Origin of the sequence: Arthrobacter sp. StoSoilB5, assembly GCF_019977235.1 — a bacterium.
In the GTDB taxonomy this organism is placed as follows: domain Bacteria; phylum Actinomycetota; class Actinomycetes; order Actinomycetales; family Micrococcaceae; genus Arthrobacter.
Window position 1 is genome coordinate 1,866,607 of sequence record NZ_AP024646.1, and the last position, 25,067, is coordinate 1,891,673.

The window sequence follows — 25,067 nt, forward strand, 5'->3', positions numbered from 1 at the left end:
GGTTAAGGTCCAAGAATTCAAGTTGGACTCGATCAGTTTCGCTATAGGACACAAGCAAGGGGCACGAAACGTGGCAGCACCGCAGAATTACTTGGCCGTCATCAAGGTCGTCGGCATCGGCGGCGGTGGCGTGAACGCAGTCAATCGCATGATCGAAGTCGGCCTCCGGGGCGTCGAGTTCATCGCCATTAACACTGACGCGCAAGCGCTCCTCATGAGCGACGCCGACGTCAAGCTCGACGTCGGTCGTGAGCTCACCCGCGGCCTCGGCGCCGGAGCCAACCCCGAGGTCGGCAAGCAGGCTGCCGAAGACCACGCTGACGAGATCGAAGAAGTTCTCCGCGGCGCTGACATGGTCTTCGTAACGGCTGGCGAAGGCGGTGGCACTGGTACCGGTGGAGCTCCCGTCGTCGCGCGCATCGCCCGTTCCCTGGGTGCGCTGACCATTGGCGTGGTTACCCGTCCCTTCACTTTCGAAGGCCGCCGTCGTGCGGGCTCCGCTGAAGCCGGCATCGACGCCTTGCGTGACGAAGTCGACACCCTGATCGTCATCCCCAACGACCGCCTCCTGTCCATCAGCGATCGCAACGTCTCCGTCCTGGACGCTTTCCGCTCCGCTGACCAGGTACTTCTTTCCGGCGTCCAGGGCATCACGGACCTCATCACCACTCCGGGCCTGATCAACCTCGACTTCGCGGACGTCAAGTCCGTCATGCAGGGAGCCGGCTCGGCGCTCATGGGTATCGGTTCCGCCCGCGGTGAAGACCGTGCCGTCAAGGCTGCAGAACTCGCCATCGCCTCGCCGCTCCTGGAGGCCTCCATCGATGGCGCACATGGCGTGTTGCTGTCCATCCAGGGTGGTTCAGACCTCGGCCTGTTCGAAATCAACGAGGCAGCCCGCTTGGTACAGGAAGTTGCCCACCCTGAGGCGAACATCATCTTCGGTGCGGTCATCGACGACGCCCTCGGCGACGAAGCCCGCGTCACCGTCATTGCTGCTGGATTCGACGACGTCAAGGCAACCTCTCCGTCCATGGACCAGTCGCGTCCCGCGCAGAACCCCGTGCCCGCCGAACGTCCTGCGGCTCCGAGCACAGCTCCTTCGAATGCAAACGCGCCGCAGCATGCAACTGCCGGCATCGGCGCCGCAGGCCTGAGCAACTGGGGCCAGCAGCGTCCGTCGGCGCTTCCCGCTGACTCAGGCTTCGACGTCGACCTTCCGGCCGTTGTGGAGCCGGACCTCTCGGGCAGCCGCTCGGATGACCTCGACGTTCCGGATTTCCTGAAGTAAGCGGGCTGCGGAGAGTCAATATCCCGTGTTTTGGTGGCGCAATGAAGTACGGCCCGGCGTTTCTGTTGCCTTCACGGACATAGGCGCCGGGAACCTGGCCCTACATGTGGGGGACAACTCCGCGGATGTGACTGCGCGTCGCGCCCGGTTGGATGATGCGGCAAGCCTCGGCGGCCGTAGCTTTCAGTACATGGACCAGGTTCACGGCAACGAGGTCGCGGTCATTTCGACGTACGGTCCTGGACCCACGGCCGATGCAATGGTCTCCATGCCCCGGGGTGTTCAGGCTGCCCAGCCTTTGTCTGTCATGGTGGCGGACTGTGTTCCTGTAGTCTTCGTCGGTGACGCCGGCGATCGCGATCCGGTCATCGCAGTCGCGCACGCTGGCAGGCCTGGTGTAGCCTCCGCCGTTGTCCCTGCCACCATCCAAGAGATGCGCAGGCTCGGTGCCCGGAACATCAGTGCCTGGCTTGGGCCCTCCATCTGTGGCTCGTGCTACGAGGTTCCCGAGCAGCTTCGCGAGGATGTTGCCGCGGTGGTACCTGCTGCCTGGTCGAGGACATCGTGGGGAACGCCGGCCTTGGATCTTCCAGCTGGTGTTCGCTCCCAACTGGCTGAAGGTGGCGTCACCGTTGAGTACTCAGGGGAATGCACCCTGGAAAATGAGTCCCTATTTTCATACCGGCGGAATTCCCGTACCGGCCGATTCGCAGGTTTGGTGTGGACGCATGACTAGCCTTGGAAGCAACGACGCCTTGCCTGGTGACGCAGCTTCGGATCCCCGCACCACGGAACTCGCCCGGCGTCTTGAGGTGGTCAGGACACGGATCTCAGCGGCAACAGCTGCGGCAGGACGTGAGGATCCGCCGGGGCTGATCGTCGTGACCAAGTTCCACCCGGCAGCGGATGTCCGGAGGCTTGCCGGATTAGGCGTCCGGGACGTAGGCGAGAACCGGGACCAGGAGGCTGCAGCCAAGAGCGCCGAGCTCGCAGACCTGGACGTCCGATGGCACTTCATTGGACAGTTGCAAAGCAAAAAAGCGAAGTCAGTGGCCAAATACGCCTACTCTGTACAGTCCGTGGATCGCCCCCAGGTGATTGACGCGCTGGAAAAGGCAATCTCCCGTGAAAAAGATGCCACCGGGCGAGATGACCTTGAGTGTTACGTGCAGGTCAGCCTGGATGAGGACGCCGGTGCCCACCGTGGCGGCGCCCATCCCTTGGAGGTGGAATCCCTTGCGGAGAAGATCGCTTCCGCGCCCGGACTGAGGCTGGCCGGCTTGATGGCCGTGGCGCCGTTGGGTGCCGATCCCGAAGCGGCGTTTGAAAGACTGGCGGTCATTTCCGCAGCACTCCGGGCTAATTATCCGGACGCTTCCGGGATATCAGCAGGGATGAGCCAGGACCTTGAGGCCGCTATCAAGTTTGGGGCGACACACCTGAGAATTGGCTCCGATATTCTCGGTTCGCGTCCGGCCGTGGGGTAGCGTCAAAGTATTGGAATAACGGGCCGGGGTTCCAATATGTCAAGTCATGGCGGCCCGCCTACTGCAGAAACGATAGGAGTGCACCATGGCTGGCGCTCTGCGCAAGACAATGATCTATCTTGGGCTCGCCGACGGCGATGAACACTACGAATCTGAGCAGGCCGTCGCGCACCACGACGAAGAACGCCCCCAGGCACAGGACCGGGAAGAGCGCCGAGCTCCTGCACCCGTCCGGGAAGTTGTCCGTGAAATGCCCACTGTTGACGCCGAAGAGGAATACCGCGCACCCGTGACACCCATCAAGCGTGCGGCGTCGAGCCGCGAAGATGCCTCTGGCTTGAGGCAGATCACCACAGTTCATCCACGTTCCTACAATGACGCCAAGATTATTGGTGAAAGCTTCCGGGATGGCATTCCCGTGATCATGAATGTGACTGATATGGGCGAGGCAGACGCCAAGCGCCTGGTGGACTTCTCCGCCGGTTTGGTTTTTGGCCTCCACGGCAGCATTGAGAGGGTGACGAACAAGGTCTTCCTGTTGTCGCCGTCCTACGTCGAAGTCATCGGGGACGACAAGAAGGCCAGTGAAACCCAGGCCAGCTTCTTCAACCAAAGCTAAGAACGATCGTTGCCAGGATGCCAGGCGGGCCAACCTGCCTGGCATCTGTGTTGCAATAGTAAGGACCGATCGGCGTTGCAAGAGTAGGGACTGATCGGCATTCCGGAACAAGTGGGAGATCTGAGCTAACTCGTGGGCATTGTTTTCGGCCTTATCTATATTGTGTTGTTGCTGTTTTTCATTGCCCTTATCATCAGGCTGATCTTCGAATGGGTTCAGATGTTCGCCCGTCAATGGCGGCCCCGCGGTGTGGCTTTGGTAACAGCCCATGTTGTCTACTCCGTGACAGACCCACCACTGAGGAGGCTTCGCAGGCTGATACCGCCACTGCAACTGGGCGGTATCTCCCTTGACCTGGGCTTCCTGATCCTGATTATCGCCGTAAGCATTGCCATGGCGGTGAGCAGCAGCCTGGCATAGCTGAGCGGTGATGGCTGTACCGCGGAACCAGGGCCTTACGAATGGTCCGAAGGCCGCAAATTCTCCAATTCAACACGATGGTGTTGAATTGGAGGAACCAGATGATATTTAGGTACCGTAGTTTTGAACGGCCGGAAGGCCTACTGACTAACTAGACCAACGAGGTGACCAGATGGCTTTGACGCCAGAAGACGTTGTCAACAAGCGCTTTCAGCCGACCAAGTTCCGCGAAGGCTACGACCAGGACGAGGTAGATGACTTCCTCGACGAGATCGTGGTTGAACTGCGCCGCCTGAACCAGGAGAACGACGAACTTCGCAAGAAGCTCGGCGAAGCTGGCTCGGCCGTGCCGGCGGCAACTGCTGCGGCTCCGGTCGTCGAGAAGGTTCCGGCCCCGGTCAAGGTGGACAAGGAAGCCGAGGCCAAGGCGGAAGCCGAGGCCAAGGCTGCTGAAGCTGCCAAGAAGAAGGAAGCCGAGCAGGCCGCTGCGGCTGCCAAGGCACCTGCACCCAGCAACGGTGTTACGCCTTCCGCTGAGTCCGCTGCAGGCCTGCTGGCCATGGCGCAGCAGATGCACGACAAGCACGTTGCCGACGGTGCACAGCAGAAGGAAAAGATCATCGCTGAGGCGCAGATCGAGGCTTCCAGCCTGGTCAACGACGCCCAGGAGAAGTCCCGCAAGATCCTTGGCGCCCTTGAGCAGCAGCGCTCGGTCCTCGAGCGCAAGGTTGAGCAGCTCCGTGGCTTCGAACGCGACTACCGCTCGCGCCTGAAGGCCTACATCGAGGGCCAGCTGCGCGACCTCGACGCCCGTGGTTCCGTCGCTGCCCCTGAGGTCGGCGAAGCAACCGCTGACGTTTAGCAAGTATTCTGAAAGCCGGTGGCTGAGGTCTCATCTGCCACCGGCTTTTGCTGTTAACGCCCTGGCAGCAACCCGCAACGCTCCACGAACGAAAGCACTATGACCGACGACCTCACCGACGACGCATCGCGGCCGGCACTGCCCGTCCGACGCAAATGGCGTCCTGCAATGCTCTGGCTCTTTGCCGGCTTCGCAGTTTTTGCCTACACCTTTGACCAGCTCACCAAGCTCTGGGTGACCAGCACCATGACAGAAGGCGAGCGTATTCCAGTGCTGCCACCATTGCTGCACTGGTACTACATCCGGAATTCAGGGGCAGCCTTTTCCATTGGTGAAAATGTCACGTGGATCTTCACGATCGTCATGGCCGGCGTTTCCGTGGCCATCCTGTTCCAGTTGCGGCGGCTGGGTTCCGCCTGGTGGGCTTTGTCGCTAGGGCTTCTGCTCGGCGGAGCATTGGGAAACCTGACTGATCGGCTGTTCCGTGAACCGTCCTTCGCCATGGGCCACGTGGTGGACTTCATCCAGGTACCCAACTTTGCCATCTTCAACATCGCCGATTCAGCCGTGGTGTCCGGCGTCGTCATCATTTGCCTGCTGACCCTGCGGGGAGTTGGCATGGACGGCACCCGGCAACTTGCCACGCCTAAGCCGAACAAGCCAGCCAAGCCAGCCCAGCCTGCTGCTGGCTCCAGCGAGGAGCCTGTCGGTGAGTGAACCACTTGTGGTGCCCGAAGAACTTGCTGGAGCACGGGCTGATGCCGGATTGGCGAAGTTGCTGGATATTTCCCGTTCGGCTGCGGCGCTCCTCATTGCCGAAGGCAATGTCACCAGCGGCGGCCTGGCTGTTGGCAAGTCAGCAAAGCTCGTTGCCGGTGCGGTGTTGGACGTCACGGTTCCTGAGCGGCCGGATCCCCTGGAAGTCGTGGAGGAAGTTGTGGAAGGCCTGAAGATCCTGCTGGATGACGAGGAATTCGTCGTCATCGATAAACCTGTGGGAGTGGCAGCGCATCCATCGCCCGGCTGGGTTGGGCCCACAGTGGTGGGTGGCCTCGCCGGAGCTGGCTACCGTATTTCCACGTCAGGCGCACCCGAGCGCGCGGGCATCGTCCACAGGCTCGACGTCGGCACTTCCGGCGTGATGGTCGTGGCCAAGACCGAGCACGCCTACACGGTGCTCAAACGGGCTTTCAAGGAACGTACGGTGGACAAGGTCTACCATGCGGTTGTGCAGGGGCTTCCCGATCCCCTTGAGGGCACCATCGATGCCCCGATCGGACGCCACCCCGGACATGACTGGCGCTTTGCGGTGATCGAAGACGGACGGCCGTCGGTGACGCACTATGAGGTCCTGGAGGCTTTCGGTAAAGCCACCTTGGTGGAGGTCCACCTGGAAACGGGCCGTACCCACCAGATCCGGGTCCACTTCTCCGCCTTGCGGCACCCCTGCGCAGGCGATCTCACCTATGGTGCCGACCCCCGGCTCGCGGCCAACCTGGGGCTCACCCGGCAGTGGCTTCACGCCCGGCAACTTGGCTTCGCGCACCCCCGCACTGGCGAATGGGTGGAAGTCACAAGTGACTATCCGCCGGACCTGCAGTACGCCCTGGACCTGCTGGCAACAGGCTCAGCCTAGGCAACGTTTCCGGGCCAGGAGGGTCCAAGGGTCCACATTTTGTCGGGGCCAGGACGGTAGACTGTCGTGGTGACTTCCAGCAATGATTCGTTCGTCCACCTGCACACCCACACTGAATACTCCATGCTGGATGGAGCGGCGCGCCTGGGTGAGCTGTTCGATGAAACGGAACGCCTGGGCATGCCGGCCCTGGCCACCACGGACCACGGTTACCTCTTCGGTGCCTTCGACTTTTGGCGCAAGGCCACGGACAAGGGCATCAAGCCGATCATCGGCGTAGAAGCCTACGTGACGCCCGGAACTGCGCGGGGGGACAAAGAACGTGTCCGCTGGGGAGATGAAAGCCAGCGCAAGGACGACGTCTCCGGTGGCGGCTCCTACACCCATATGACGCTCCTGAGCTACAACAACGTGGGCATGCGGAACCTGTTCCGGGCCTCGTCCATTGCTTCGCTGGATTCTGTTTTTGGTAAGTGGCCCCGGCTGGATCGGGAATTGCTCAATACGTACTCCGAGGGGCTCATTGCCACTACCGGCTGCCCGTCCGGCGAAGTCCAGACCCGCCTGAGGCTTGGGCAGTACCGCGAAGCGCTGGAGGCTGCAGCGGAATTCCGGGACATCTTTGGCGCGGAGAACTATTTCTGTGAACTGATGGACCACGGCCTGGACATTGAACGCCGCGTCACAGGCGACCTCCTGCGGCTGGCCAAGGACCTGAACCTTCCTTTGGTAGCCACTAACGACCTCCACTACACGCACGAGCACGATGCCAAAGCACACGAGGCACTGCTGGCTATTCAATCCGGTTCCACGCTCCTTGAGCCCACCTACGATAATGGCGGGTCCAGGTTTGCATTCTCCGGCAGCGGTTACTACCTGAAATCTCCGCAGGAGATGCGTGAGCTTTTCCGCGACCACCCGGATGCCTGCGACAACACGTTGCTCATCGCAGAGCGCTGTGAAGTGTCCTTCAACACCGATGCCAACTACATGCCCCGCTTCCCTTGCCCGCCCGGCGAGGACGAAACCTCCTGGCTGGTCAAGGAAGTGGACAAGGGGTTGGCGTACCGCTATCCGCAGGGTGTGCCGGACAAGGTGCGCAAGCAAGCCGACTACGAGCTCGAGGTCATTACGTCCATGGGCTTCCCCGGGTACTTCCTGGTGGTTGCCGACTTCATCAACTGGGCCAAGAATAACGGGATCCGTGTTGGTCCGGGACGTGGTTCCGGTGCGGGCTCCATGGTCGCCTATGCCATGCGAATTACTGACCTTGATCCGCTCCAGCACGGCCTGATCTTCGAGCGCTTCCTGAACCCGGACCGTGTCTCGATGCCTGACTTCGACGTCGACTTCGATGATCGCCGCCGATCGGAAGTCATCGACTACGTCACCAAAAAGTATGGTGACGAGCGCGTGGCCATGATCGTCACGTACGGAACCATCAAGACCAAGCAGGCGCTCAAGGACTCTTCCCGCGTCCTGGGGTATCCGTTCAGCATGGGTGAGCAGCTGACCAAGGCGCTCCCGCCCGCGGTCATGGCCAAGGACATTCCCCTCGCAGATATCCAAAACCCCGAGTCGAAGCGATACAGCGAGGCAGGAGACTTCCGGCAGCTCATCGCCACGGACCCCGAGGCCGCCAAGGTCTTCGAGACTGCACTGGGCATCGAAGGACTTAAGCGCCAATGGGGTGTCCACGCGGCCGGCGTCATCATGTCCTCGGACCCCATCATCGATGTCATCCCCGTCATGCGCCGGTTCCAGGACGGCCAGGTCATCACCCAGTTCGATTACCCAACGTCCGAGGGCCTTGGCCTGATCAAGATGGACTTCCTGGGACTCCGAAACCTCACGATCATTTCGGACGCCCTGGAAAACATCAAGATGAACCGCGGCGTTGACCTGGACCTGGAAAACCTGGAACTCGACGACGCCGCGTCCTACGAACTCCTTGCACGGGGAGACACCCTGGGGGTTTTCCAGCTCGATGGCGGACCTATGCGGTCCCTCCTCAAGCTGATGAAGCCTGACAACTTTGAAGACATCTCGGCTGTCCTGGCGCTGTACCGCCCAGGACCCATGGGTGCCAACGCCCACACGGATTACGCCCTCCGCAAGAACGGGATCCAGGAAGTCGTTCCCATCCACCCGGAGCTCGCTGAGCCGCTGGAAGACATCCTGGGTGGAACCTTCGGGCTGATCGTGTACCAGGAACAGGTTATGGCGGTGGCGCAGAAGCTTGCAGGCTACTCACTGGGCCAAGCCGACATCCTCCGCCGAGCCATGGGCAAGAAGAAGAAGTCGGAGCTGGACAAGCAATTCGCGGGCTTCTCGCAAGGCATGCAGGACAACGGCTACTCCATGGCGGCCGTCAAGACTCTTTGGGACATCCTGCTGCCGTTCTCCGACTACGCCTTCAACAAAGCGCACTCGGCCGCCTACGGTGTCATTTCCTACTGGACGGCCTACTTGAAGGCGCACTATGCCCCCGAGTACATGGCTGCCCTTCTGACCTCCGTGGGCGATGACAAGGACAAGTCCGCTATCTACCTCAACGAGTGCCGCCGCATGGGCATCACCGTTCTTCCGCCGGACGTCAATGAATCCTCGTTGAACTTCACACCTGTGGGCCAGGATATCCGCTTCGGCATGGGCGCCATCCGCAACGTTGGAGTGAACGTGGTGGAAGCCATGGTCGCTGCCCGGACCACGGAAGGCAGCTACACATCCTTCAAGGACTTCCTGATGAAGGTTCCTGCCATTGTCTGCAACAAGCGCACCATCGAATCCTTGATCAAGGCTGGTGCCTTCGATTCATTGGGACACCACCGCCGCGCTTTGGCCATGATCCATGAAGAGGCCATCGACTCCGTCATCACGCTCAAGCGGAACGAGGCAATCGGCCAGTTCGACCTCTTCGCCGGCTTCGAGGACCAGGAACCTGAAGCTTCCCTGACCACGGAGATCCCGGACCTTCCGGAATGGGAGAAGAAGGACAAGCTGTCCTTCGAGCGCGACATGCTGGGACTCTATGTTTCGGACCACCCCTTGCAGGGGTTGGAAGGCGTCCTTAGCCAGCATGCAGAGCAGTCCATCACGTCGATCATCGCCGAGGACGGACCGCACGACGGCGCGATTGTCACCATTGCGGGCATGATCACCTCGCTGAGCCGCAGGATCGCGAAGGCAAGCGGCAACGCCTATGCCCGTGCAGAGATCGAGGATCTGGGCGGATCCATGGAGGTCATGTTCTTCGGCCAGGTGTACGGACCCATCGCCTCCGTCCTGGCTGAGGACCTGATAGTGGTGGTCAAGGGCCGCCTGCAGCGCAGGGATGATGGAGCCGTAACGCTGAACTGTATGGAGCTCTCGGTGCCGGACCTTAGCGAAAGCGTGAATGGCCCGGTGGTGATAACCATTCCAACGTTCAAGGCTACCGAGGCAGTGGTCACGGATCTTCGGGACGTCCTGCGAACACATCGGGGCAACTCCGAGGTCCGCCTCAAGCTGATGGGGGATACCAAAGTTGAGGTCATGGGCCTTCCCGTTCATATGCGGGTCAATCCAAGTCCGTCCCTCTTCGGCGACCTGAAAGTCTTGTTGGGCCCGGCCTGCCTGGATAATTAGACCACCCGGAATTTACCCCACCAGAATTTCAAAAACTGGCCAGAGCCCGGAAGAAGGCTGAATATCCGGAAGAGGGCTAGATTTCGTAGTCCAGGGGCGTCGGCTGACTATAGCCGCCGCCGTGATACAGCAGGGGAGTGCCGTCATCGCCCACCTGGCCGTCCACGACTTCTACTACCACCACTGCATTGTTTTCGAACGACAACCTCATTTGGATCTTTCCCACAAGCCAACCTGCGACGTCCTTGAGGATGGGGACATCGTGCGGACCCGGCTCCCAGTGGTCTCCCTCGAAGCGGTCACGTGTCTTTGCGAAGCGATCTGCCAGCGCCTGGTTTTCCAGGCCGAGCATGTGGACGCCGATGTAGTTGGCGTTGGCCACGGCCGGCCAGGAACTTGAGCTCCGGGCCATATTGAAGGTGAAGCGTGGCGGCTCGGCGGACAGGGACGCAACGGAGGTGGCAGTGAAGCCGAAGGGCTTGCCATTCAGGTTGGCTGTAATGATTGCCACCCCGGCGGCATGGCGGCGGAACATTTCCCTGAACGTCTTTTCGAAGCCGGATAGTTCGCTTGCCACGTTGATGAATCTCCTGAACTGGGGTCTGGGGCGTCTTTCTCTCAGGGTATTCCTCCCTGTGCCCCACTTCCCCATTTTAAGGAGCACACGTGAACCTTTGTTAATGTGAGTTCCATGACTGAGTCCACTGTGCACGTTCCCGCGGAGACCGAACCGGCCACCGCAAATCCCAGGCGTTCCAGCGAGGCTCTGTGGCTTGTCCTGCCAGCGGCCTCGGGTGTGGTGGTGGGCATTCTCTGGTGGATCCTGGCGCCGGGCGGGCTCAACCTGCTATCCGGCAATCCTGCGCTGGCCAATCCCGCAAACCCTGATTCATGGCTGCCCCGTGACTTGGTCCTCGCCGGGTTGATGCTGGTGGCGGGATGTGTCACGGGCCTTTTGCTCGACGGAAAGCTTCAGGGGGCTGGAGCGGGACGGCGGTTTGCGTTTGCACTGGTAGGCGGCGCTGCCGGCGCAGTCGTCGCTTGGCTGCTTGGCTTGTTAGCGGCGCAGCTTTGGGGCACAGCTCCGGACCCTTCCCAGGGCACGGACTCCGGCTTCACCCTTCGCTCCTACGCCGTTCTCGTGTTGTGGCCAGGAGCGATCGCCTTCGTAACGTTCGTACTGGCCCTGTTCGGGGTTCTTTCGGGGAAACCCGTAAAATAGCCGGGTGACCACTTCTTCGGATACTTCCGCCATTGCCTCTGCGTCCTTGAATTTCCGCAGCATCGATTTCCGCGGCCGCCAACTCTCCCTGGCTGAGCTGCGCGCTGCGGTACCCAGGGCGAAGCATCAGACGATGGCAGATGCGGAGCAGAGGGTCTTGGACATTATTGGAGCCGTCCGCAGCCGCGGCTTTGCCGCGCTGACTGAACTTGCAAGGAACTTCGACGGCGTTGAGCAGTCCCACCCGCGCGTGCCCGCGGAGGCGCTAGCCAAGGCCCTGGCCGACATTGATCCCACTGTCCGCGCAGCGCTGGAAGAGTCGATCAGCCGTGCCAAGCAGTTCGCCGATCAGCAGCGTCCAGCCAATGTTGACGTCGCTTTGGCTGATGGGGCAGTTGTCAGCCAGAACTGGATTCCCGTGGGGCGCGTTGGGCTGTACGTCCCCGGCGGCCTGGCGCCCTTGGCCTCGTCGGTGATCATGAATGTTGTTCCGGCGGTCGCTGCAGGCGTCGAATCCATCGCCTTGGCATCCCCGCCCCAAAAGGACTTCGGCGGGCTCCCGCACCCCACCATCCTTGCTGCGGCGGCTCTGCTGGGGATCGACGAGGTCTACGCAATTGGTGGCGCCCAGGCAATCGTTTCGTTTGCTTACGGCATCCCGGGTTCGGAGGGAGAACCTCCTATCGAACCTGTGGATCTCGTCACGGGACCCGGCAACATCTTCGTCGCCACTGCCAAGAGGCTGGTGAAGGGAATCGTAGGTATCGATTCCGAGGCCGGAACCACCGAAATCGCTATCCTGGCCGATTCCACGGCCCAGCCCGCCCTGGTGGCTGCCGACCTCATCAGCCAGGCCGAGCACGATCCGAAGGCCGCTTCCGTCCTGGTGACGGACTCAGCTGAACTGGCAGACGCCGTCGTGGGTGAATTGGCGCGCCAGGCGGCCGCCACGAAGCACAGCGCGCGCGTCCTTGAGGCACTCTCGGGGCCGCAATCGGGCGTGGTGCTGGTGGATGACCTGGAACAGGGGATCGCGGTATGCAACGCCTATGCCGCAGAACACCTTGAGATCATGACGGCGGATGCCCCCGCTGTGGCGGCCCGGATCCGCAACGCGGGCGCCATCTTCGTTGGGGACTACAGCCCGGTGAGCCTTGGGGACTACTGTGCCGGATCCAATCACGTGCTGCCTACCAGCGGCACGGCGGCCTTCTCCTCGGGACTGAACGTCACCACCTTCCTGCGCGCGGTGCAGGTCATCAACTACAACCGCGCCGCGCTGGAGCAAGTCAGCGGCCACATCGTGAGTTTGGCTGGCGCCGAAGACCTTCCGGGCCACGGAGATGCGGTCAGGATCCGCTTCAAGGAGCAAAGCTGACAGGGAACCAACACCAAGCTAAACGGGACCTGACCACTATATGTGCGGGTCCGTAGTACTACATGTAGTAATTACACGCTTGTCATTAGGGTGTCATCGAACGTAAACTGGTGCCGGAAGAGAATCTTCCGGCACCTTTGCGTTTCCGGCACCTGCCGGTGGGACGCGGGCCGGAGCTGATCAGGGGAGGCCCAGCGTGTACTGTCCGTTTTGCCGGAATCCTGACTCGCGCGTCGTTGACAGCCGTATGGCCGACGACGGAACTTCCATCCGGCGCCGCCGGCAATGCCCCGAATGCGGGCGCCGCTTCACCACTGTGGAAACCACCAGTCTGTCCGTCATCAAGCGCTCAGGAGTCGGCGAGCCCTTCAGCCGGATCAAGGTCATCAGCGGCGTGCGGAAAGCGTGCCAAGGCCGCCCTGTTACAGAAGACGACCTCGCCATGCTGGCGCAGGAAGTCGAGGAGAACATCAGGTCTTCGGGCGCGGCCGAAATCGACGCCCACGAGGTAGGCCTGGCCATTCTCGGTCCATTGCGGAAGCTGGATGAGGTGGCCTACTTGCGCTTCGCGAGCGTCTACCAGGCGTTCGAGTCGCTGGAAGACTTCGAATCCGCAATCTCCTTGCTACGGCACGAGGCCGAGGCCCACGGCAAAGCGGGGGCCAAGGAAGCCAAGGGCTCCGAAAAAAGCCAACTCTAGCGTCCGCCGGAAACGGGGAGGATTGCCCCCGTGATGTATCCGGCGTCGCCGGACATCAACCACATGACGGCCGCTGCGATTTCTTCAGGTTCAGCGCCCCGGCCCATGGGGATGGTCGGGTTGAGTCTCTCTACGCGGTCGGGCATTCCTGCGGCGGCATGGAGTCCAGTGTTGGTGCTGCCCGGAGCGACCGCGTTGACACGAATGCCCTGCTTGGCCACTTCCGCAGCCAGGCCCACCGTCAAGACATCCACGGCACCCTTGGACGCAGCGTAGTGAACCCATGTCCCGGGGGAGCCGGCCTTTGTGGCCGTCGACGAGATGTTGATGATGGAGCCACCCGGGCCGCCATTGTCCGTGGACAGTCTTCGGACGGCTTCCTGGCACATGAAAATCATGCCTGACACATTCACGTCAATGACGCGCCGCACGGTCTCGGCAGGCACGTCCGCCAGTGTTCCAATCAGGTTGCCGGTGATGGCCGCGTTGTTGATGACAGCTGTAAGTGGCCCGCAGGCAGCGGCGGCGTCGAACAAACGCCCGACGTCTGCGGGCTGGCTGACATCGCCCTGCACGGCCAGCGCTTTGCCTCCTTCGGCGAGGATCTTCCCCACCACGTTATCGGCGCCGAGGGCGTCCGAGGAGTAGTTGACGACGACGCCGTACCCTTTCCGGGCGGCAGCCAGCGCTACGGCTGCGCCAATGCCCCGGCTCGCGCCGGTGACGATCGCGATTCCATGTACGGCGTCGTTGTCGATCACGTGGTACTGGTTACTTTGCCAGCTTGTGGTGCAAGGCGACCTCAAGGGCGGCACCAACAATGCCGGCGTCGTTCTTCAACTTGGCGGTGACAATGTTGGTGCGCAATTGCAGGTGCGGGAAGTATTCATCCGAACGCTTGGAGATGCCGCCGCCGATGATGAAAAGCTCGGGGGAGAACAGGAACTCAACGTGCTGAAGGTAGCGGTTGAGCAGGACGCCGTACTCGTCCCAGCTCAAACCGTCGCGTTCGCGGGCCACGGCTGATGCCTTGGTTTCGGCGTCGAAACCGTCCACCTCAAGGTGGCCGAGCTCTGCGTTGGGAACCAATTGACCATTGAAGATGAAGGCTGAGCCGATGCCGGTGCCGAGCGTGATCACCAGGACCGTCCCGTCGACGCCCTCGCCAGCGCCGTAGCGGGCTTCTGCCAGACCCGCGGCGTCGGCATCGTTGATGACCTCAACGGGCCGGCCGAGCCGCTCCGTGAACTTCTTGTCGATGTCGGTGCCAAGCCAGGACTTGTCGACATTTGCGGCAGAGTTGACCACACCATGCTGGATGATGCCCGGGAAGGTGACGCCCACCGGTGAATCTGCGGCAGGGGCATCCGGGCGGCTGGAAAGTTCTTCGACGATCTCCGCCACTACTTCGGCTACTGCCTCGGGGGTAGCCGGCTGCGGCGTGGGAACACGGAAGCGTTCGCCGATCAGCTTGCCCTTCTTCAGGTCGACGATGCCGCCTTTGATGCCTGTGCCACCGATGTCGATTCCGATCAGCGGGGCGTTCTTGTGGGTCTTCTCATCCTTCTTGGACAATGCAATTCCGATCATGGCAGGAGGGGTGGGCATGGCGCAGCCGCCCGGGGGCTGCGATTGACCTTCCGGACAGCTTAGGGAAGGGTCAGGATTTCCGCGCCGGTCTCAGTGACCAGCAGGGTGTGCTCGAATTGGGCCGTGCGCTTGTGGTCCCTGGTTACAACCGTCCAGTCGTCGGACCACATGTCCCATTCGATCGTGCCAAGGGTCAGCATGGGTTCGATAGTGAAGACCATGCCTGCCTCGATCACGGTGTTGTACGCCGGGGCTGCGTCGTAATGCGGAATGATGAGGCCCGTGTGGAATGCCTCACCGACACCGTGGCCAGTGAAGTCCCGCACCACGCCATAGCCGAAGCGCTTGGCGTAGGACTGGATCGCACGGCCGATTACGTTGATTTCGCGGCCCGGGGCCACGGCCTTGATGGCCCGGTTGAGCGACTCCTGCGTACGCTCAACCAGCAAACGGGACTCCTCGTCCACGTCGCCAACCAGGAAAGTGTAATTGGTATCTCCATGCACTCCGCCGATGAATGCGGTGATGTCAATGTTCAGGATGTCGCCATCCTGAACCACCGTGGAATCGGGGATGCCGTGGCAAATGACTTCGTTCAGGGACGAGCAGAGAGACTTCGGGAAGCCGCGGTAGCCCAGTGTGGACGGGTAGGCATTGTGGTCCAGAAGGAACTCATGGCCAACCTTGTCCAGCTGGTCTGTAGTAACGCCGGGCTGGATGTGCTTGCCAACTTCAACGATGGCCTGCGCAGCGATCCTGCTGGCGATGCGGATCTTCTCGATGGTCTCAGCTGACTTCACCTCGGAGCCGGTGAATTTGCTGGGCGCCTTCTTGCCGACGTACTCGGGGCGGGGGATCGACGCCGGGACAGGCCGTTCAGGGCTGATGATTCCCGGAGTGAGCGTGCCGATGGGTGCGGTCGAAGCAAGAGAAGGCATAGATTGATCATATAAGGCACTCAAGAGACGTAAGTAACAAAGAGCGGCCGGGTCCACGTGACTGCGCCAACGTTACGCGTCGGAGGGCCCACGGGACGAGGAGGAGACGTGACGGAGTACTGGTACAACGTCAAGACGCATGAGGTCGAAGAGGACGCCCTGTCCGATTGGACACAGCTGATTGGCCCATACAAGACCAGGGAAGAAGCCGAGCACGCGTTGGAAAAGGTCAAGCAACGCAACGATGCCTGGGAGGCCCAGGACGACGACTAGAAGGAATGCTCAGGTCCGGGGAATTGCCCGGACCTGACGTCGTTTCCAAAGGCGGCGGCGGCATCCGTCAGTGTGGTGCGCAGGTCTGCATACTGCTTGACGAACTTCGCCATCTTGCCGCCCCGCAGTCCGGCCATGTCCTGCCAGACCAGCACCTGGCCCGTTGTGCTCTTGCCGGCTCCGATGCCTACGGTCGGCACGCGCAACGCTGCGTCGACGGCGGCAGCGGTCTCCGCGGGCACCATTTCCATAAGGACGCTGAAAGCGCCGGCGTCCTGCAAGGCGACTGCGTCCTCGATCAGTCGCTGGGCATCATCACCCCGGCCTTGGACCCGGTAGCCACCCAGGGAATGTTCACTCTGGGGTGTGAATCCAATGTGGGCCATGACGGGAATGCCTGCCTGGACCATGGCCTTCACGGTCTCGGCATAGTAGGCGGAGCCTTCGATCTTGACGGCGTGGGCCAATCCTTCCTTGAGGAAGCGGACGCCGGTGGCCACTGCCTGCTCGGTTGAGACCTCGTAGCTGCCAAAGGGCAGGTCCGCCAGGATCAAGGCACGCTTGGCGGAACGGCTGACCGCGCGGCACAGTGGCAGCAGTTCGTCCACAGTGACGGGAAGGCTGGTTTCATTGCCGAAGACGTTGTTGGAGGCAGAATCGCCCACCAGGAGGACTTCGATACCAGCTTGGTCAAAGATTTCAGCGGTGTATTGCTCGTAGGCAGTGAGCATTGCGAAGTGCTCGCCGTTGTCCTTGGCCTGCTGAAGGTGATGTATGCGCACCCTGCTGACCGGCTTCTTACCGCCTGTTGACGGTGCCTGGACCGCCGCTGCGGGACCGGTGCCGTAAGGAGCGGTAACTTCGGCGGGCGTGGTGGACTCAGGAAGGTTGCTTGGGGCCATGGATAGAGCCTAAGCCGTGCCGACGGCGCCTGCCAGCAGTGTGCCAAGGGTCACCATTTGTAAACGCTGTGTTACGCGGGGCTACTGCGGCGGCAATCCCACCGAATGCTTAGTAGAGTGAAGTCTGAGCTGCCGCGGCTTCAATGATGGGAACCGCGGCATGGACACCGAACCGGAAAAGAGGCCCTATGGACCGCCAGCAAGAGTTCGTTCTGCGGACGATCGAAGAGCGTGACGTGCGCTTCGTACGCTTGTGGTTCACCGACGTCGTGGGTTCCCTGAAATCTGTGGCTCTTGCGCCCGCCGAAGTTGAAGGCGCCTTCGAAGAAGGCCTGGGATTTGATGGTTCAGCGATCGAGGGCCTTGCACGGGTGTTTGAGTCGGACATGCTGGCACAGCCGGACCCCTCCACTTTCCAGATCCTGCCCTGGCGCGGCGAGACCGAACAAACATCCAGGATGTTCTGCGACATCCTGACGCCGGACGGCGAACCGTCGGCAGCGGATCCCCGCAACGTCCTCAAACGGACCCTTGCAAAAGCGGCGGATATGGGTTTTACCTGCTACACGCATCCTGAAATTGAGTTCTACCTGCTGAAGTCAAAGGACCTTGGCCCCAACGGTTCGCCGGTTCCCGTTGATGAAGGCGGCTACTTCGACCACGTCCCGGGTGGTGTGGCCCAGGACTTCCGCCGTACCGCAGTCACCATGCTGGAATCGGTGGGTATCTCGGTGGAGTTCAGCCACCACGAGGGCGGCCCGGGCCAGAACGAGATTGACCTCCGGTACGCGGATGCCCTGCAGACTGCGGACAACATCATGACGTTCCGCACGGTCATCAAGGAAGTTGCCCTGCAGCAGGGGACGTATGCAACGTTCATGCCCAAGCCGTTCACTGACCACCCCGGCTCCGGCATGCACACACACTTCTCACTCTTCGAGGGCGACACCAACGCATTCTTCGAGGCCGGCGCTGAGTTCCAGCTGTCCAAGACTGCCCGCCAATTCATCGCCGGTATCCTCAAGCACGCTCCCGAATTCACCGCCGTCACCAACCAGTTCGTGAACTCGTACAAGCGCCTCTGGGGCGGCGGTGAAGCACCGAGCTATCTGAGCTGGGGCCACAACAACCGCTCCGCGCTGGTACGCGTTCCGTTGTACAAGCCCGGCAAGGGCCAGTCGGCGCGCATCGAATACCGCGGCATCGATTCCGCCACCAACCCTTACTTGGCCTATGCCGTCCTTTTGGGTGCCGGTTTGAAGGGCATCGAGGAGGGCTACGAACTTCCGGCAGCTGCCGAAGACGACGTCTGGTCGCTGACCACGGCCGAGCGCAAAGCCATGGGCCACGCCCCGTTGCCTGCCAGCCTTCACGACGCCATCCGGGCAATGGAGGAGTCCGAGCTTGTAGCCCAGATCCTGGGTGAGCAGGTCTTCGAACACTTCCTGCGCAACAAGCGCGCCGAATGGCAGGACTACCGCCTCCAGGTCACGCCGTACGAGCTGCAGCGCAACCTCGGCATTCTGTAGGCAGGGCCAATGAGCCTTGCACGTCGGCTCATCTCAGCCGGATTTAATGACCTGGAAAAGGGCGAGCGGTTTCTTGCTGCCCCGGAGTTGGAAGGCATCGAACAAGATGCCCTGTTCGCCGGGCTCTCCTTGGCGGCGAGCCCGGATACCGCGCTGCAGTCACTGGTCCGGTTGATTGAGAAGAATCCTGGCCTCAAGAAGTTGGCCGCCGCGGATCCGGACACGAGCGAATCCCTGTACCGGCTGTTGGGGGCATCGGAGGCGCTGGGGGAGTTCCTCATGCGCAGGCCGGAGCATCTGGACGTCTTTGACGCGCGGGTAAGCCCGGAGCCGCTCCCGACATCAAGCGAAGAGCTCAGGTCCCTGCTCCTTCGCTCGGTCAAGGCCGAGCCAGGGGCGCAGCGCCCCGTGGCGGGGTTGACCGGGCTTCCGGCGTATGCGGCGTTGCGGACGGCGTACCGCCGCGGGCTAACAGAGCTGGCCATCAAGGACCTCTGTGCGGCGTCGCCGCAAGACTTCATGCCTGCCGTGGGTGCAGAGCTGGCAGACCTCGCCGGTGCTGCCATTGAAGCTGCACTGGCCGTTTCCAGGGCCGAGGCGGCTGCACAGTTCGACGCCTCGGAGGTGGCCGACGTCGGGCTCGCAGTCATCGGCATGGGCAAATGTGGTGCCCGCGAGCTTAACTACATTTCCGACGTCGATGTCATTTACGTTATCGAGGCGGAGGAGCTGGACGACGCCCGCGCCGCGACCATCGGCACCGCCTTGGCATCCGGAATCTCGCGGGCGATTTCCTCGTCGGCGCCTGAACCGGGCTTGTGGGAAGTGGACCCCAATCTTCGCCCGGAAGGGAAATCAGGGCCGTTGGTGCGGACCCTCGCCTCACACTTGAGCTACTACGCCCGATGGGCTGAGAGCTGGGAATTCCAGGCATTGCTGAAGGCGCGGACGATTGCGGGTGACCGTGAACTGGGCCAGCGGTATGAAAAGGCAGTGGAACCACTCGTGTGGGCCTCCGCCGGACGCGATGGCTTTGTTGAGTCCGTCCAGGCCATGAGGCGTCGGGTCACTGATTACATTCCGGCAGCCGAGGAACAGCGGCAGATCAAACTGGGGCGTGGCGGCCTGCGCGACGTCGAATTCACTGTGCAGTTGTTGCAGCTTGTTCATGGCAAATCGGACGAGTCGCTTCGCTGCCGGGACACGACCTCGGCCATTGCCGCGTTGTCCGCGGGCGGCTACATCGGACGCATCGACGCTGCAGGGTTCGACAACGCCTACCGGTATCTTCGGCTCCTGGAACACCGGATTCAGTTATTTCAGTTACGACGGACCCACCTCATGCCCGTGGCGGAGGATGCGCAGCGTGTGCTGGCCAAGGCTGTCCTGGGTCCGTTTTCCCTGGAACGCCCACATCCTGACCAGCTGATGGCAACCTGGCAGAAGACCAAGCGGTCCGTGCGGGAGCTGCACGAGCGTATTTTCTACCGGCCCCTGCTCAATACCGCGGCGAAACTCAGCAGCGAAGACGCCAAACTGAGCCCGGAAGCAGCCCAAGGCCGTCTTGCTGCCCTTGGCTACCTGGATCCCAAGGGCGCAATGCGGCACATTGAGGCGCTGACGGCCGGTGTCAGCCGGCGTGCGGCACTTCAGCGGCAACTGCTGCCCATTCTCCTTGGCTGGCTTGCCGAGGGCGTGGATCCGGACGCGGGCCTACTGGCATTCCGACGGGTCAGCGAGGCCTTGGGGACCACGCACTGGTATTTGGGCATGCTTCGCGATTCGCAAGCGGCAGCTGAGCGCCTCTGCCAGGTGCTTGCCAATTCCCGGCTCATTTCAGATCTCTTGGAAGTCTCGCCGGAGTCCGTGGCCTGGCTTGGCAGCGACAAGGATCTCGCGCCGATCCCCTTCGAGGCACAATGGCAGGAAATCCGGTCCAAACTATCCCGGCACCCGGATCCGGAAAGTGCCATGCGCCTCATCAGGTTGATCCGTCGCCGGGAGATACTGCGGACCGCGATTGCTGACAGCGCCGGATTGCTTGACCAGGATGCCGTGGGATTGGCGTTGGCCGAGACAGACCGCGCGGCCGTGCTTGGAGCCTTGCATGTGGCAGAAGCCATTGCTACCCAATCGGAACCTTTGAAAACCGAGGTCCTGGTCGTAGCGATGGGCAGGCAGGGTGGCCGTGAGATCGGCTACGGCTCAGACGCGGACGTCATGTATGTTCACCGTGCCCGGCCCGGATTCACGGATGAGGAAGCCCAGGAGCAGGCGACGGCGATTGTCGCCAAAGTATCCAGCCTTCTGACCCAGCCGCTCAAGCCCGCAATCATGGCAGAACGGGTATTGATGGTGGACGCGGATCTGCGACCCGAAGGCAAGAACGGTGCTATGGTCCGGTCGTTGGAGTCCTATGCCGAGTACTACCGGCGGTGGTCCCTGATTTGGGAGGCGCAGGCGCTGTTGCGTGCGCGTCCCATGGCCGGCTCGGACGAATTGGCAGAAGACTTCCTTCAGCTCATCGATCCCATCCGCTACCCGGCTGAACTCTCTGAACAGGACGTCAGGGAAATCAGGCGCATCAAGGCCCGGGTGGAATCGGAGCGGCTGCCTCGCGGCGCAGATCCGGCCCGCCACGTGAAACTTGGCCGCGGTGGATTGAGCGATGTTGAATGGCTTGTCCAGCTCATCCAGCTGCAGCACGCGGGCAAGCACCCCGGGCTGCGGACCACGTCGACTCTGGAGGCACTTGCCGCCGCCGAGAAACTTGGGCTTGTGGGCAAGGACGACGCCGGGCTCTTACGGGAGGCCTGGAAGCTCGCCAGCCGCATCCGGTCGGCGAACGTCATTGTGACCGGCCGGGCATCGGACGTACTTCCATCGTCCCGTAGGGACCTTGAAGCGGTGGCACGTTGGTGTGGCTATGCGCCCGGAACTGCAGGACAGTTCGAGGAGGACTACCTGCGACTCAGCCGCCGGGCCCGGGCCGTCTTCGAAAAGGAGTTCTACGGCAATTGAGGCCAGCCGGGCCAGGGCTTGGCCACTGCTGAAGTCCACTTGTGTCATTTTTCGGCTCCAGCGGCTGCCACCGCCTCACGGACGTGCCGCAGCATTGCGACTACCTGTGCCCCAGGCACGAGTTTGCCGTCCATCACGAAGCCCTCTTCCCGTTCCCGCAATGTTTCCACCATAAGGCCGCGCCAGTGCTCAAGTGTGGCTTGGTGTGCCTCGTCCCCGGCGAGGTTCGCGCATTCCTGGGGGTCGTCGTCGAGGTTGAACAGTTCCTCGGTGCCCTTGCCGGAACCCCAAATATACTTGTGGCGGCCATCGGTCAGCCAGTGCAGGTTTTGGCCCCAGTAAAGGTGCTCTCCATGCAGAACACCGCGGACCGCTTCTGTGCTCTGGCCGCGCACGATGGGCGCCAGGGACTTCCCATCCACAGATTCCGGTATCGGCAGCCCTGCGAGGTCCAGGAGCGTGGGCATGATGTCCCGGAGCTCGACAACGTGGTCCACTACTGCTCCACGGGCCGAGTCCTGTGCTGACGCTGCGTTGGCGATGATGAAAGGCACTCTGGCAGAACCTTCATAGGGCACTGCCTTTCGGAACATGTGGTGATCACCCATCATCTCGCCGTGATCGCTGGTAAAGGCTATGACAGTATCCTCGTAGAGCCCGAAGTCAACCAAGGACTCCTTGATCCGGTTGATTTGGAGGTCGATTTGCGCCATCAGGCCGTAGTAGCCCGCGCGGGCCCGATGGACAACGCGGTCCGGAATGTTGCCAATGCTTGCTTGGTAGTTGCCGTCCTGCCTGTGCTCATCCCAGTGATGCTCCCAGTTCCCTTCCACCGGCTCATAGGCAGGAATGTTGAGGTACTGATCGAACGCCCACGACGGCGGATCGTACGGTGGGTGCGGACGATGGAAGGACAGGTAGAGGAAGAACGGCTTCACGGGATCGCGCCGGTGCATCCACTCGATGGCTTGTGATCCGATCCAGTGCGTCGGGTGAAGGTTCTCAGCCTTATCCCAAGGGCGCGCGACCAGTGAATTGCAGTTCACGCCATGGTCAAAGTAGTCAGCGTCCGGTCCCATTCCAGGTTGTCTCCGCAGCCAAGGGACATAGTCGTCGAACATGGCGAAGTGCTGCTGGTGGTTACGCCGGGCATGGTGCAGAAAGCCATCGTGGAGGATGACATCGTCGAATCCAAGCCTGGAACGCTCCGGCCAAACATGCATCTTTCCAATGGCCTGGGTATGGTAACCGGCCTTCCGGAACTCGTCCTGAATTGTCAACGGGTGTGCGGCATGGAAAGGAACGCCGTCGTTGTAGCCAACGCGCCCGTGCCGCTCCTGCGATTGGCCGGTGAAGAGGGCAACGCGCGCGGGCACGCACGATGGCGTTGCAGAGTAACCCTTGGAGAACCTGACCCCGTTCCTGGCCAGTTCATCGAGGTGGGGAGTCTCCATATAAGGGTGGCCTTCCGCGGATAAGCAGTCGCCCCTCCACTCGTCCACGCAGATCAGGATGACGTTAGGCTGGGGCATCGGGGTGGTTCCTTTAGTCGTAGGAATCTCTTGGATCAACCATAAGTGTGAGAGGTCCCGGAATGCTCGATTATGACTCGAATGAAGGATTTTTAATCGAGAATGATCACGGCGCGATGATCTGGCTCATAGCCCTCAAGCTGCTGGACGATGACGCGCGCGCCATCCAGTTGGGCGCAGTGGCGGAAATGGCGGTGGAGCCAGCCCAGCGTGATTTTGTCGGCGACCCCCTGCGCATGATGCTGGTGAGCCTCGAAGAGGAATCCCGGTTCCCCTACGTGATTGAAGCTGGAGGACTGGGCGTGGGAGTCCTGACCCTGCAATGCGGAGCGGCGCGCCTTGCGGGATGGCAGGATGACGATTCCGTCTGGCTCCTTCGGGGATTCCTTATCGACTCGAAATCCCAAGGGCAGGGCCTCGGCACCCTCGCCGCAAAGGCTGCAGTGGAGGAAGCCCGCAAACTGACGGCCAGGCAGGGTGGCGGCCAGGCCGGCGTCGTGCTTTCCGTCAATGAACGCAACCTTGCAGGCCTCTCGGCTTATGCAAAGGCGGGCTTTGTGGAATCCGGGCGCTACCTCGGCGGCAACTCCGGTCCGCAGCGCATTATGTACAGGGCCTTTGAGGGCGCTTAGGTCTCGAGAGTTACCGTCAACATAGGTTGACGAAGACCATGGCGTCAACTATGGTTGACGCCATGGAGGTGGACAGAATGAAAACCCTTGTTGGATCAATGGACGGCATGGGGCCCGCGGAGGCGCTGTATGCCATAGCTGAACTTCACAAGGAAGTTGGCAGGGCTGAGGCTTCCCTGGCGCGTGCAGCCAGGCAGGCCGGTTTGTCGTGGGAAGCAATCGCACTTTGCCTCGGTGTTACGAAGCAGGCGGTACACAAGAAGTACGGGAAGCAGTAGGACCAGTCCGGGGGAACGGCGCCGCCCATGGGGTCTGTTCGTCCGGGCCCGGTGTCCCTTAGGATTCTCGCGTGACAGTCAGGCGGGATTCGGAGGGTGCACTCTTCTCAGATGCGTCGTGCTTCCGCTGTGAGCAGGCGGGGCCGCACTGGTCTTCCCGGCATGGCCGTGGCGATGTCTATGCGTGCCGACGTTGTTTCGCAACGTTTGCCGACGCCGAATCGGGACAAGCTGACGGGGGAGCGCAAGGCCTTTCACTGATGGCTGCTGCTGCCCCTGCTGCTGGCCCGGAGGGGCTGGGCCTTTTCGAAACCAAGTAGTACCTGTGCTCGCGGCCTAAAAGACGAGTACACACTACTCGTGTCCTCAGGTACTCCTGTTGGGCAGCATATTTGCTATGACAGCCTATGTGATTGAACAAGCGGCACTGATTCACCGCTGTCAGTGCTGCGGTGAAGAAACCGATCGGGTTTTTTGCGTGGAGTGCGCAGCCCCGCAGAAACCCGGAGAAGTCCCGAAAACCGGGCACTAAAGACCTTAGGCCAAGGTGCTGGCTCGTCCGTTGGCAACGCTTATAGACTCGTTCCGTAACTACTCTCGATGCCTTAGGAGAAGTACATGGAATACAACGGAAGTTCGTTTGAGAAGGCCATTCCTGCTGGAGAGTTGGATCGCCGCCACGTGGGTCAGTCCATTAGCTTTCAACCCAACGATTTCACGGTTGTCTTCGGGACGATCGCGGGCATCGCAAGGACCGAGGCGCTTGTATACCTATCGCTTGATGGCGTCTCCGGCGGCACGCATCTGAAGGATGAGTACGACCTCCCGATTGATCAGCACGTCTACCTCCAACTGGATCCCCTGAGCAGCGCAGAAAAAGGCCTTTCAGACGCCGCAAAGGCCGTCAGGGAGAAACTGGACGAGTTCGGAAAGAACATCCGCGACCGGGATCAGGGCAAGGAATCCGAGTAGACAGCAGGACGCCATAGCGTTGCGGGCATTTTGCGGCCTCCAAACGCCATCGGCGGCCAACAAAGAAGGGCCGGCAACAGGTATTAGCCTGTTGCCGGCCCTTCTCTCTCGGGAATCCGGGGGATCCCTGTGGACTAAACCTGGTTTAGCCGCCGGTG

At 61.5% G+C, this 25,067-nt stretch carries 24 protein-coding genes; 18 read left to right on the forward strand and 6 right to left on the reverse strand.

What is annotated here, in order from left to right:
• Nucleotides 1-70: 70 nt before the first annotated feature.
• The 9 genes from ftsZ to dnaE all read left to right on the forward strand — a co-directional run bounded on the left by ftsZ (nt 71) and on the right by dnaE (nt 9,942).
• Nucleotides 71-1,291, forward strand: a complete 1,221-nt coding sequence (ftsZ, locus tag LDN75_RS08485; protein WP_216922971.1) for a cell division protein FtsZ — start codon at nt 71-73, stop codon at nt 1,289-1,291.
• 25 nt (nt 1,292-1,316) lie between these two features.
• Entirely contained in the window at nt 1,317-2,027 is a 711-nt protein-coding gene (locus LDN75_RS08490; protein WP_223936709.1) for a polyphenol oxidase family protein, read from the forward strand.
• Nucleotides 2,020-2,778, forward strand: coding sequence for a YggS family pyridoxal phosphate-dependent enzyme (locus tag LDN75_RS08495; protein ID WP_223936711.1), 759 nt, complete (start codon nt 2,020-2,022; stop codon nt 2,776-2,778). Before LDN75_RS08490 ends, LDN75_RS08495 begins: the two co-directional genes overlap by 8 nt.
• Before the next feature lie 85 nt (nt 2,779-2,863).
• A complete protein-coding gene (gene sepF, locus LDN75_RS08500; RefSeq protein ID WP_216922977.1) occupies nt 2,864-3,397 on the forward strand; it encodes a cell division protein SepF in 534 nt (177 codons plus the stop codon).
• A gap of 132 nt (nt 3,398-3,529) precedes the next feature.
• Nucleotides 3,530-3,817, forward strand: coding sequence for a YggT family protein (locus tag LDN75_RS08505; RefSeq protein ID WP_223936713.1), 288 nt, complete (start codon nt 3,530-3,532; stop codon nt 3,815-3,817).
• 172 nt (nt 3,818-3,989) lie between these two features.
• On the forward strand, nt 3,990-4,679 hold the full coding sequence (locus tag LDN75_RS08510) for a DivIVA domain-containing protein (protein WP_223936714.1): 690 nt from the start codon (nt 3,990-3,992) through the stop codon (nt 4,677-4,679).
• 99 nt (nt 4,680-4,778) lie between these two features.
• Nucleotides 4,779-5,396 (forward strand): signal peptidase II, encoded by a 618-nt coding sequence (gene lspA / locus LDN75_RS08515; protein ID WP_223936715.1) that lies wholly within the window; start codon nt 4,779-4,781, stop codon nt 5,394-5,396.
• Nucleotides 5,389-6,315, forward strand: a complete 927-nt coding sequence (locus tag LDN75_RS08520; RefSeq protein WP_223936717.1) for an RluA family pseudouridine synthase — start codon at nt 5,389-5,391, stop codon at nt 6,313-6,315. Before lspA ends, LDN75_RS08520 begins: the two co-directional genes overlap by 8 nt.
• A gap of 69 nt (nt 6,316-6,384) precedes the next feature.
• Nucleotides 6,385-9,942, forward strand: coding sequence for a DNA polymerase III subunit alpha (gene dnaE / locus LDN75_RS08525; RefSeq protein ID WP_223936718.1), 3,558 nt, complete (start codon nt 6,385-6,387; stop codon nt 9,940-9,942).
• A 76-nt stretch (nt 9,943-10,018) separates the two neighbouring features.
• Here the strand turns inward: dnaE and LDN75_RS08530 are convergent, their stop codons facing one another.
• Nucleotides 10,019-10,519, reverse strand: a complete 501-nt coding sequence (locus LDN75_RS08530) for a flavin reductase family protein (protein WP_346347162.1) — start codon at nt 10,517-10,519, stop codon at nt 10,019-10,021.
• Between the two features lie 114 nt (nt 10,520-10,633).
• Here LDN75_RS08530 and LDN75_RS08535 point away from each other — a divergent pair, with 114 nt between their 5' ends.
• The 3 genes from LDN75_RS08535 to nrdR all read left to right on the forward strand — a co-directional run bounded on the left by LDN75_RS08535 (nt 10,634) and on the right by nrdR (nt 13,242).
• On the forward strand, nt 10,634-11,164 hold the full coding sequence (locus LDN75_RS08535) for a hypothetical protein (RefSeq protein ID WP_223936726.1): 531 nt from the start codon (nt 10,634-10,636) through the stop codon (nt 11,162-11,164).
• A 4-nt stretch (nt 11,165-11,168) separates the two neighbouring features.
• Nucleotides 11,169-12,542, forward strand: a complete 1,374-nt coding sequence (hisD, locus tag LDN75_RS08540; protein ID WP_223936728.1) for a histidinol dehydrogenase — start codon at nt 11,169-11,171, stop codon at nt 12,540-12,542.
• Nucleotides 12,543-12,738: 196 nt separating this feature from the next.
• Nucleotides 12,739-13,242, forward strand: coding sequence for a transcriptional regulator NrdR (gene nrdR, locus LDN75_RS08545; protein ID WP_223936731.1), 504 nt, complete (start codon nt 12,739-12,741; stop codon nt 13,240-13,242).
• Here the strand turns inward: nrdR and LDN75_RS08550 are convergent.
• The 3 genes from LDN75_RS08550 to map form a co-directional block, all read right to left on the reverse strand.
• Nucleotides 13,239-14,003 carry an SDR family oxidoreductase gene (locus LDN75_RS08550; RefSeq protein ID WP_223936732.1) on the reverse strand — a complete coding sequence of 255 codons (765 nt, stop codon included), beginning with the start codon at nt 14,001-14,003 and terminating at the stop codon, nt 13,239-13,241. The genes nrdR and LDN75_RS08550 overlap by 4 nt on opposite strands.
• A gap of 10 nt (nt 14,004-14,013) precedes the next feature.
• Nucleotides 14,014-14,817, reverse strand: coding sequence for a polyphosphate--glucose phosphotransferase (locus tag LDN75_RS08555; RefSeq protein WP_275959816.1), 804 nt, complete (start codon nt 14,815-14,817; stop codon nt 14,014-14,016).
• A 74-nt stretch (nt 14,818-14,891) separates the two neighbouring features.
• Complete coding sequence (map, locus tag LDN75_RS08560) at nt 14,892-15,770, reverse strand: type I methionyl aminopeptidase (protein WP_223936733.1); 879 nt, start codon at nt 15,768-15,770, stop codon at nt 14,892-14,894.
• A gap of 108 nt (nt 15,771-15,878) precedes the next feature.
• Here map and LDN75_RS08565 point away from each other — a divergent pair, with 108 nt between their 5' ends.
• Nucleotides 15,879-16,043 carry an SPOR domain-containing protein gene (locus LDN75_RS08565; protein ID WP_223936735.1) on the forward strand — a complete coding sequence of 55 codons (165 nt, stop codon included), beginning with the start codon at nt 15,879-15,881 and terminating at the stop codon, nt 16,041-16,043.
• Here the strand turns inward: LDN75_RS08565 and panB are convergent.
• The gene (gene panB, locus LDN75_RS08570; protein ID WP_223936736.1) at nt 16,040-16,945 is read right to left on the reverse strand and encodes a 3-methyl-2-oxobutanoate hydroxymethyltransferase; all 906 of its coding nucleotides are present in this window, start codon (nt 16,943-16,945) and stop codon (nt 16,040-16,042) included. The genes LDN75_RS08565 and panB overlap by 4 nt on opposite strands.
• Before the next feature lie 188 nt (nt 16,946-17,133).
• On the opposite strand from panB, the gene glnA reads away from it, so the two are divergent.
• Together glnA and LDN75_RS08580 are read left to right on the forward strand one after the other, a co-directional pair.
• Nucleotides 17,134-18,474, forward strand: coding sequence for a type I glutamate--ammonia ligase (glnA, locus tag LDN75_RS08575; RefSeq protein WP_223936741.1), 1,341 nt, complete (start codon nt 17,134-17,136; stop codon nt 18,472-18,474).
• 9 nt (nt 18,475-18,483) lie between these two features.
• Nucleotides 18,484-21,495 (forward strand): bifunctional [glutamine synthetase] adenylyltransferase/[glutamine synthetase]-adenylyl-L-tyrosine phosphorylase, encoded by a 3,012-nt coding sequence (locus tag LDN75_RS08580; protein WP_223936743.1) that lies wholly within the window; start codon nt 18,484-18,486, stop codon nt 21,493-21,495.
• Nucleotides 21,496-21,539: 44 nt separating this feature from the next.
• Here LDN75_RS08580 and LDN75_RS08585 read toward each other — a convergent pair whose 3' ends face one another.
• Nucleotides 21,540-23,027 carry an arylsulfatase gene (locus tag LDN75_RS08585; RefSeq protein ID WP_223936744.1) on the reverse strand — a complete coding sequence of 496 codons (1,488 nt, stop codon included), beginning with the start codon at nt 23,025-23,027 and terminating at the stop codon, nt 21,540-21,542.
• A gap of 62 nt (nt 23,028-23,089) precedes the next feature.
• On the opposite strand from LDN75_RS08585, the gene LDN75_RS08590 reads away from it, so the two are divergent.
• From LDN75_RS08590 to LDN75_RS08600, 3 genes are all read left to right on the forward strand, one after another.
• Complete coding sequence (locus tag LDN75_RS08590; protein ID WP_223936745.1) at nt 23,090-23,659, forward strand: GNAT family N-acetyltransferase; 570 nt, start codon at nt 23,090-23,092, stop codon at nt 23,657-23,659.
• A gap of 62 nt (nt 23,660-23,721) precedes the next feature.
• On the forward strand, nt 23,722-23,937 hold the full coding sequence (locus tag LDN75_RS08595) for an AsnC family protein (RefSeq protein WP_223937531.1): 216 nt from the start codon (nt 23,722-23,724) through the stop codon (nt 23,935-23,937).
• Between the two features lie 618 nt (nt 23,938-24,555).
• Nucleotides 24,556-24,909: a hypothetical protein gene (locus LDN75_RS08600; RefSeq protein ID WP_223936747.1), complete on the forward strand. Its 354-nt coding sequence runs from the start codon at nt 24,556-24,558 to the stop codon at nt 24,907-24,909.
• Nucleotides 24,910-25,067: the final 158 nt, after the last annotated feature.

Excerpts from the sequence above, each read along its gene's own strand:
- panB (WP_223936736.1), bottom strand. The coding sequence starts at position 16,945 with ATGGCCCCAAGCAACCTTCCTGAGTCCACCACGCCCGCCGAAGTTACC.
- LDN75_RS08510 (WP_223936714.1), top strand. The coding sequence starts at position 3,990 with ATGGCTTTGACGCCAGAAGACGTTGTCAACAAGCGCTTTCAGCCGACC.
- sepF (WP_216922977.1), top strand. The coding sequence starts at position 2,864 with ATGGCTGGCGCTCTGCGCAAGACAATGATCTATCTTGGGCTCGCCGAC.
- glnA (WP_223936741.1), top strand. The coding sequence starts at position 17,134 with ATGGACCGCCAGCAAGAGTTCGTTCTGCGGACGATCGAAGAGCGTGAC.
- LDN75_RS08580 (WP_223936743.1), top strand. The coding sequence starts at position 18,484 with ATGAGCCTTGCACGTCGGCTCATCTCAGCCGGATTTAATGACCTGGAA.
- LDN75_RS08585 (WP_223936744.1), bottom strand. The coding sequence starts at position 23,027 with ATGCCCCAGCCTAACGTCATCCTGATCTGCGTGGACGAGTGGAGGGGC.
- LDN75_RS08595 (WP_223937531.1), top strand. The coding sequence starts at position 23,722 with ATGGAGGTGGACAGAATGAAAACCCTTGTTGGATCAATGGACGGCATG.
- LDN75_RS08535 (WP_223936726.1), top strand. The coding sequence starts at position 10,634 with ATGACTGAGTCCACTGTGCACGTTCCCGCGGAGACCGAACCGGCCACC.
- LDN75_RS08590 (WP_223936745.1), top strand. The coding sequence starts at position 23,090 with ATGCTCGATTATGACTCGAATGAAGGATTTTTAATCGAGAATGATCAC.
- lspA (WP_223936715.1), top strand. The coding sequence starts at position 4,779 with ATGACCGACGACCTCACCGACGACGCATCGCGGCCGGCACTGCCCGTC.
- map (WP_223936733.1), bottom strand. The coding sequence starts at position 15,770 with ATGCCTTCTCTTGCTTCGACCGCACCCATCGGCACGCTCACTCCGGGA.
- LDN75_RS08600 (WP_223936747.1), top strand. The coding sequence starts at position 24,556 with ATGGAATACAACGGAAGTTCGTTTGAGAAGGCCATTCCTGCTGGAGAG.
- LDN75_RS08495 (WP_223936711.1), top strand. The coding sequence starts at position 2,020 with ATGACTAGCCTTGGAAGCAACGACGCCTTGCCTGGTGACGCAGCTTCG.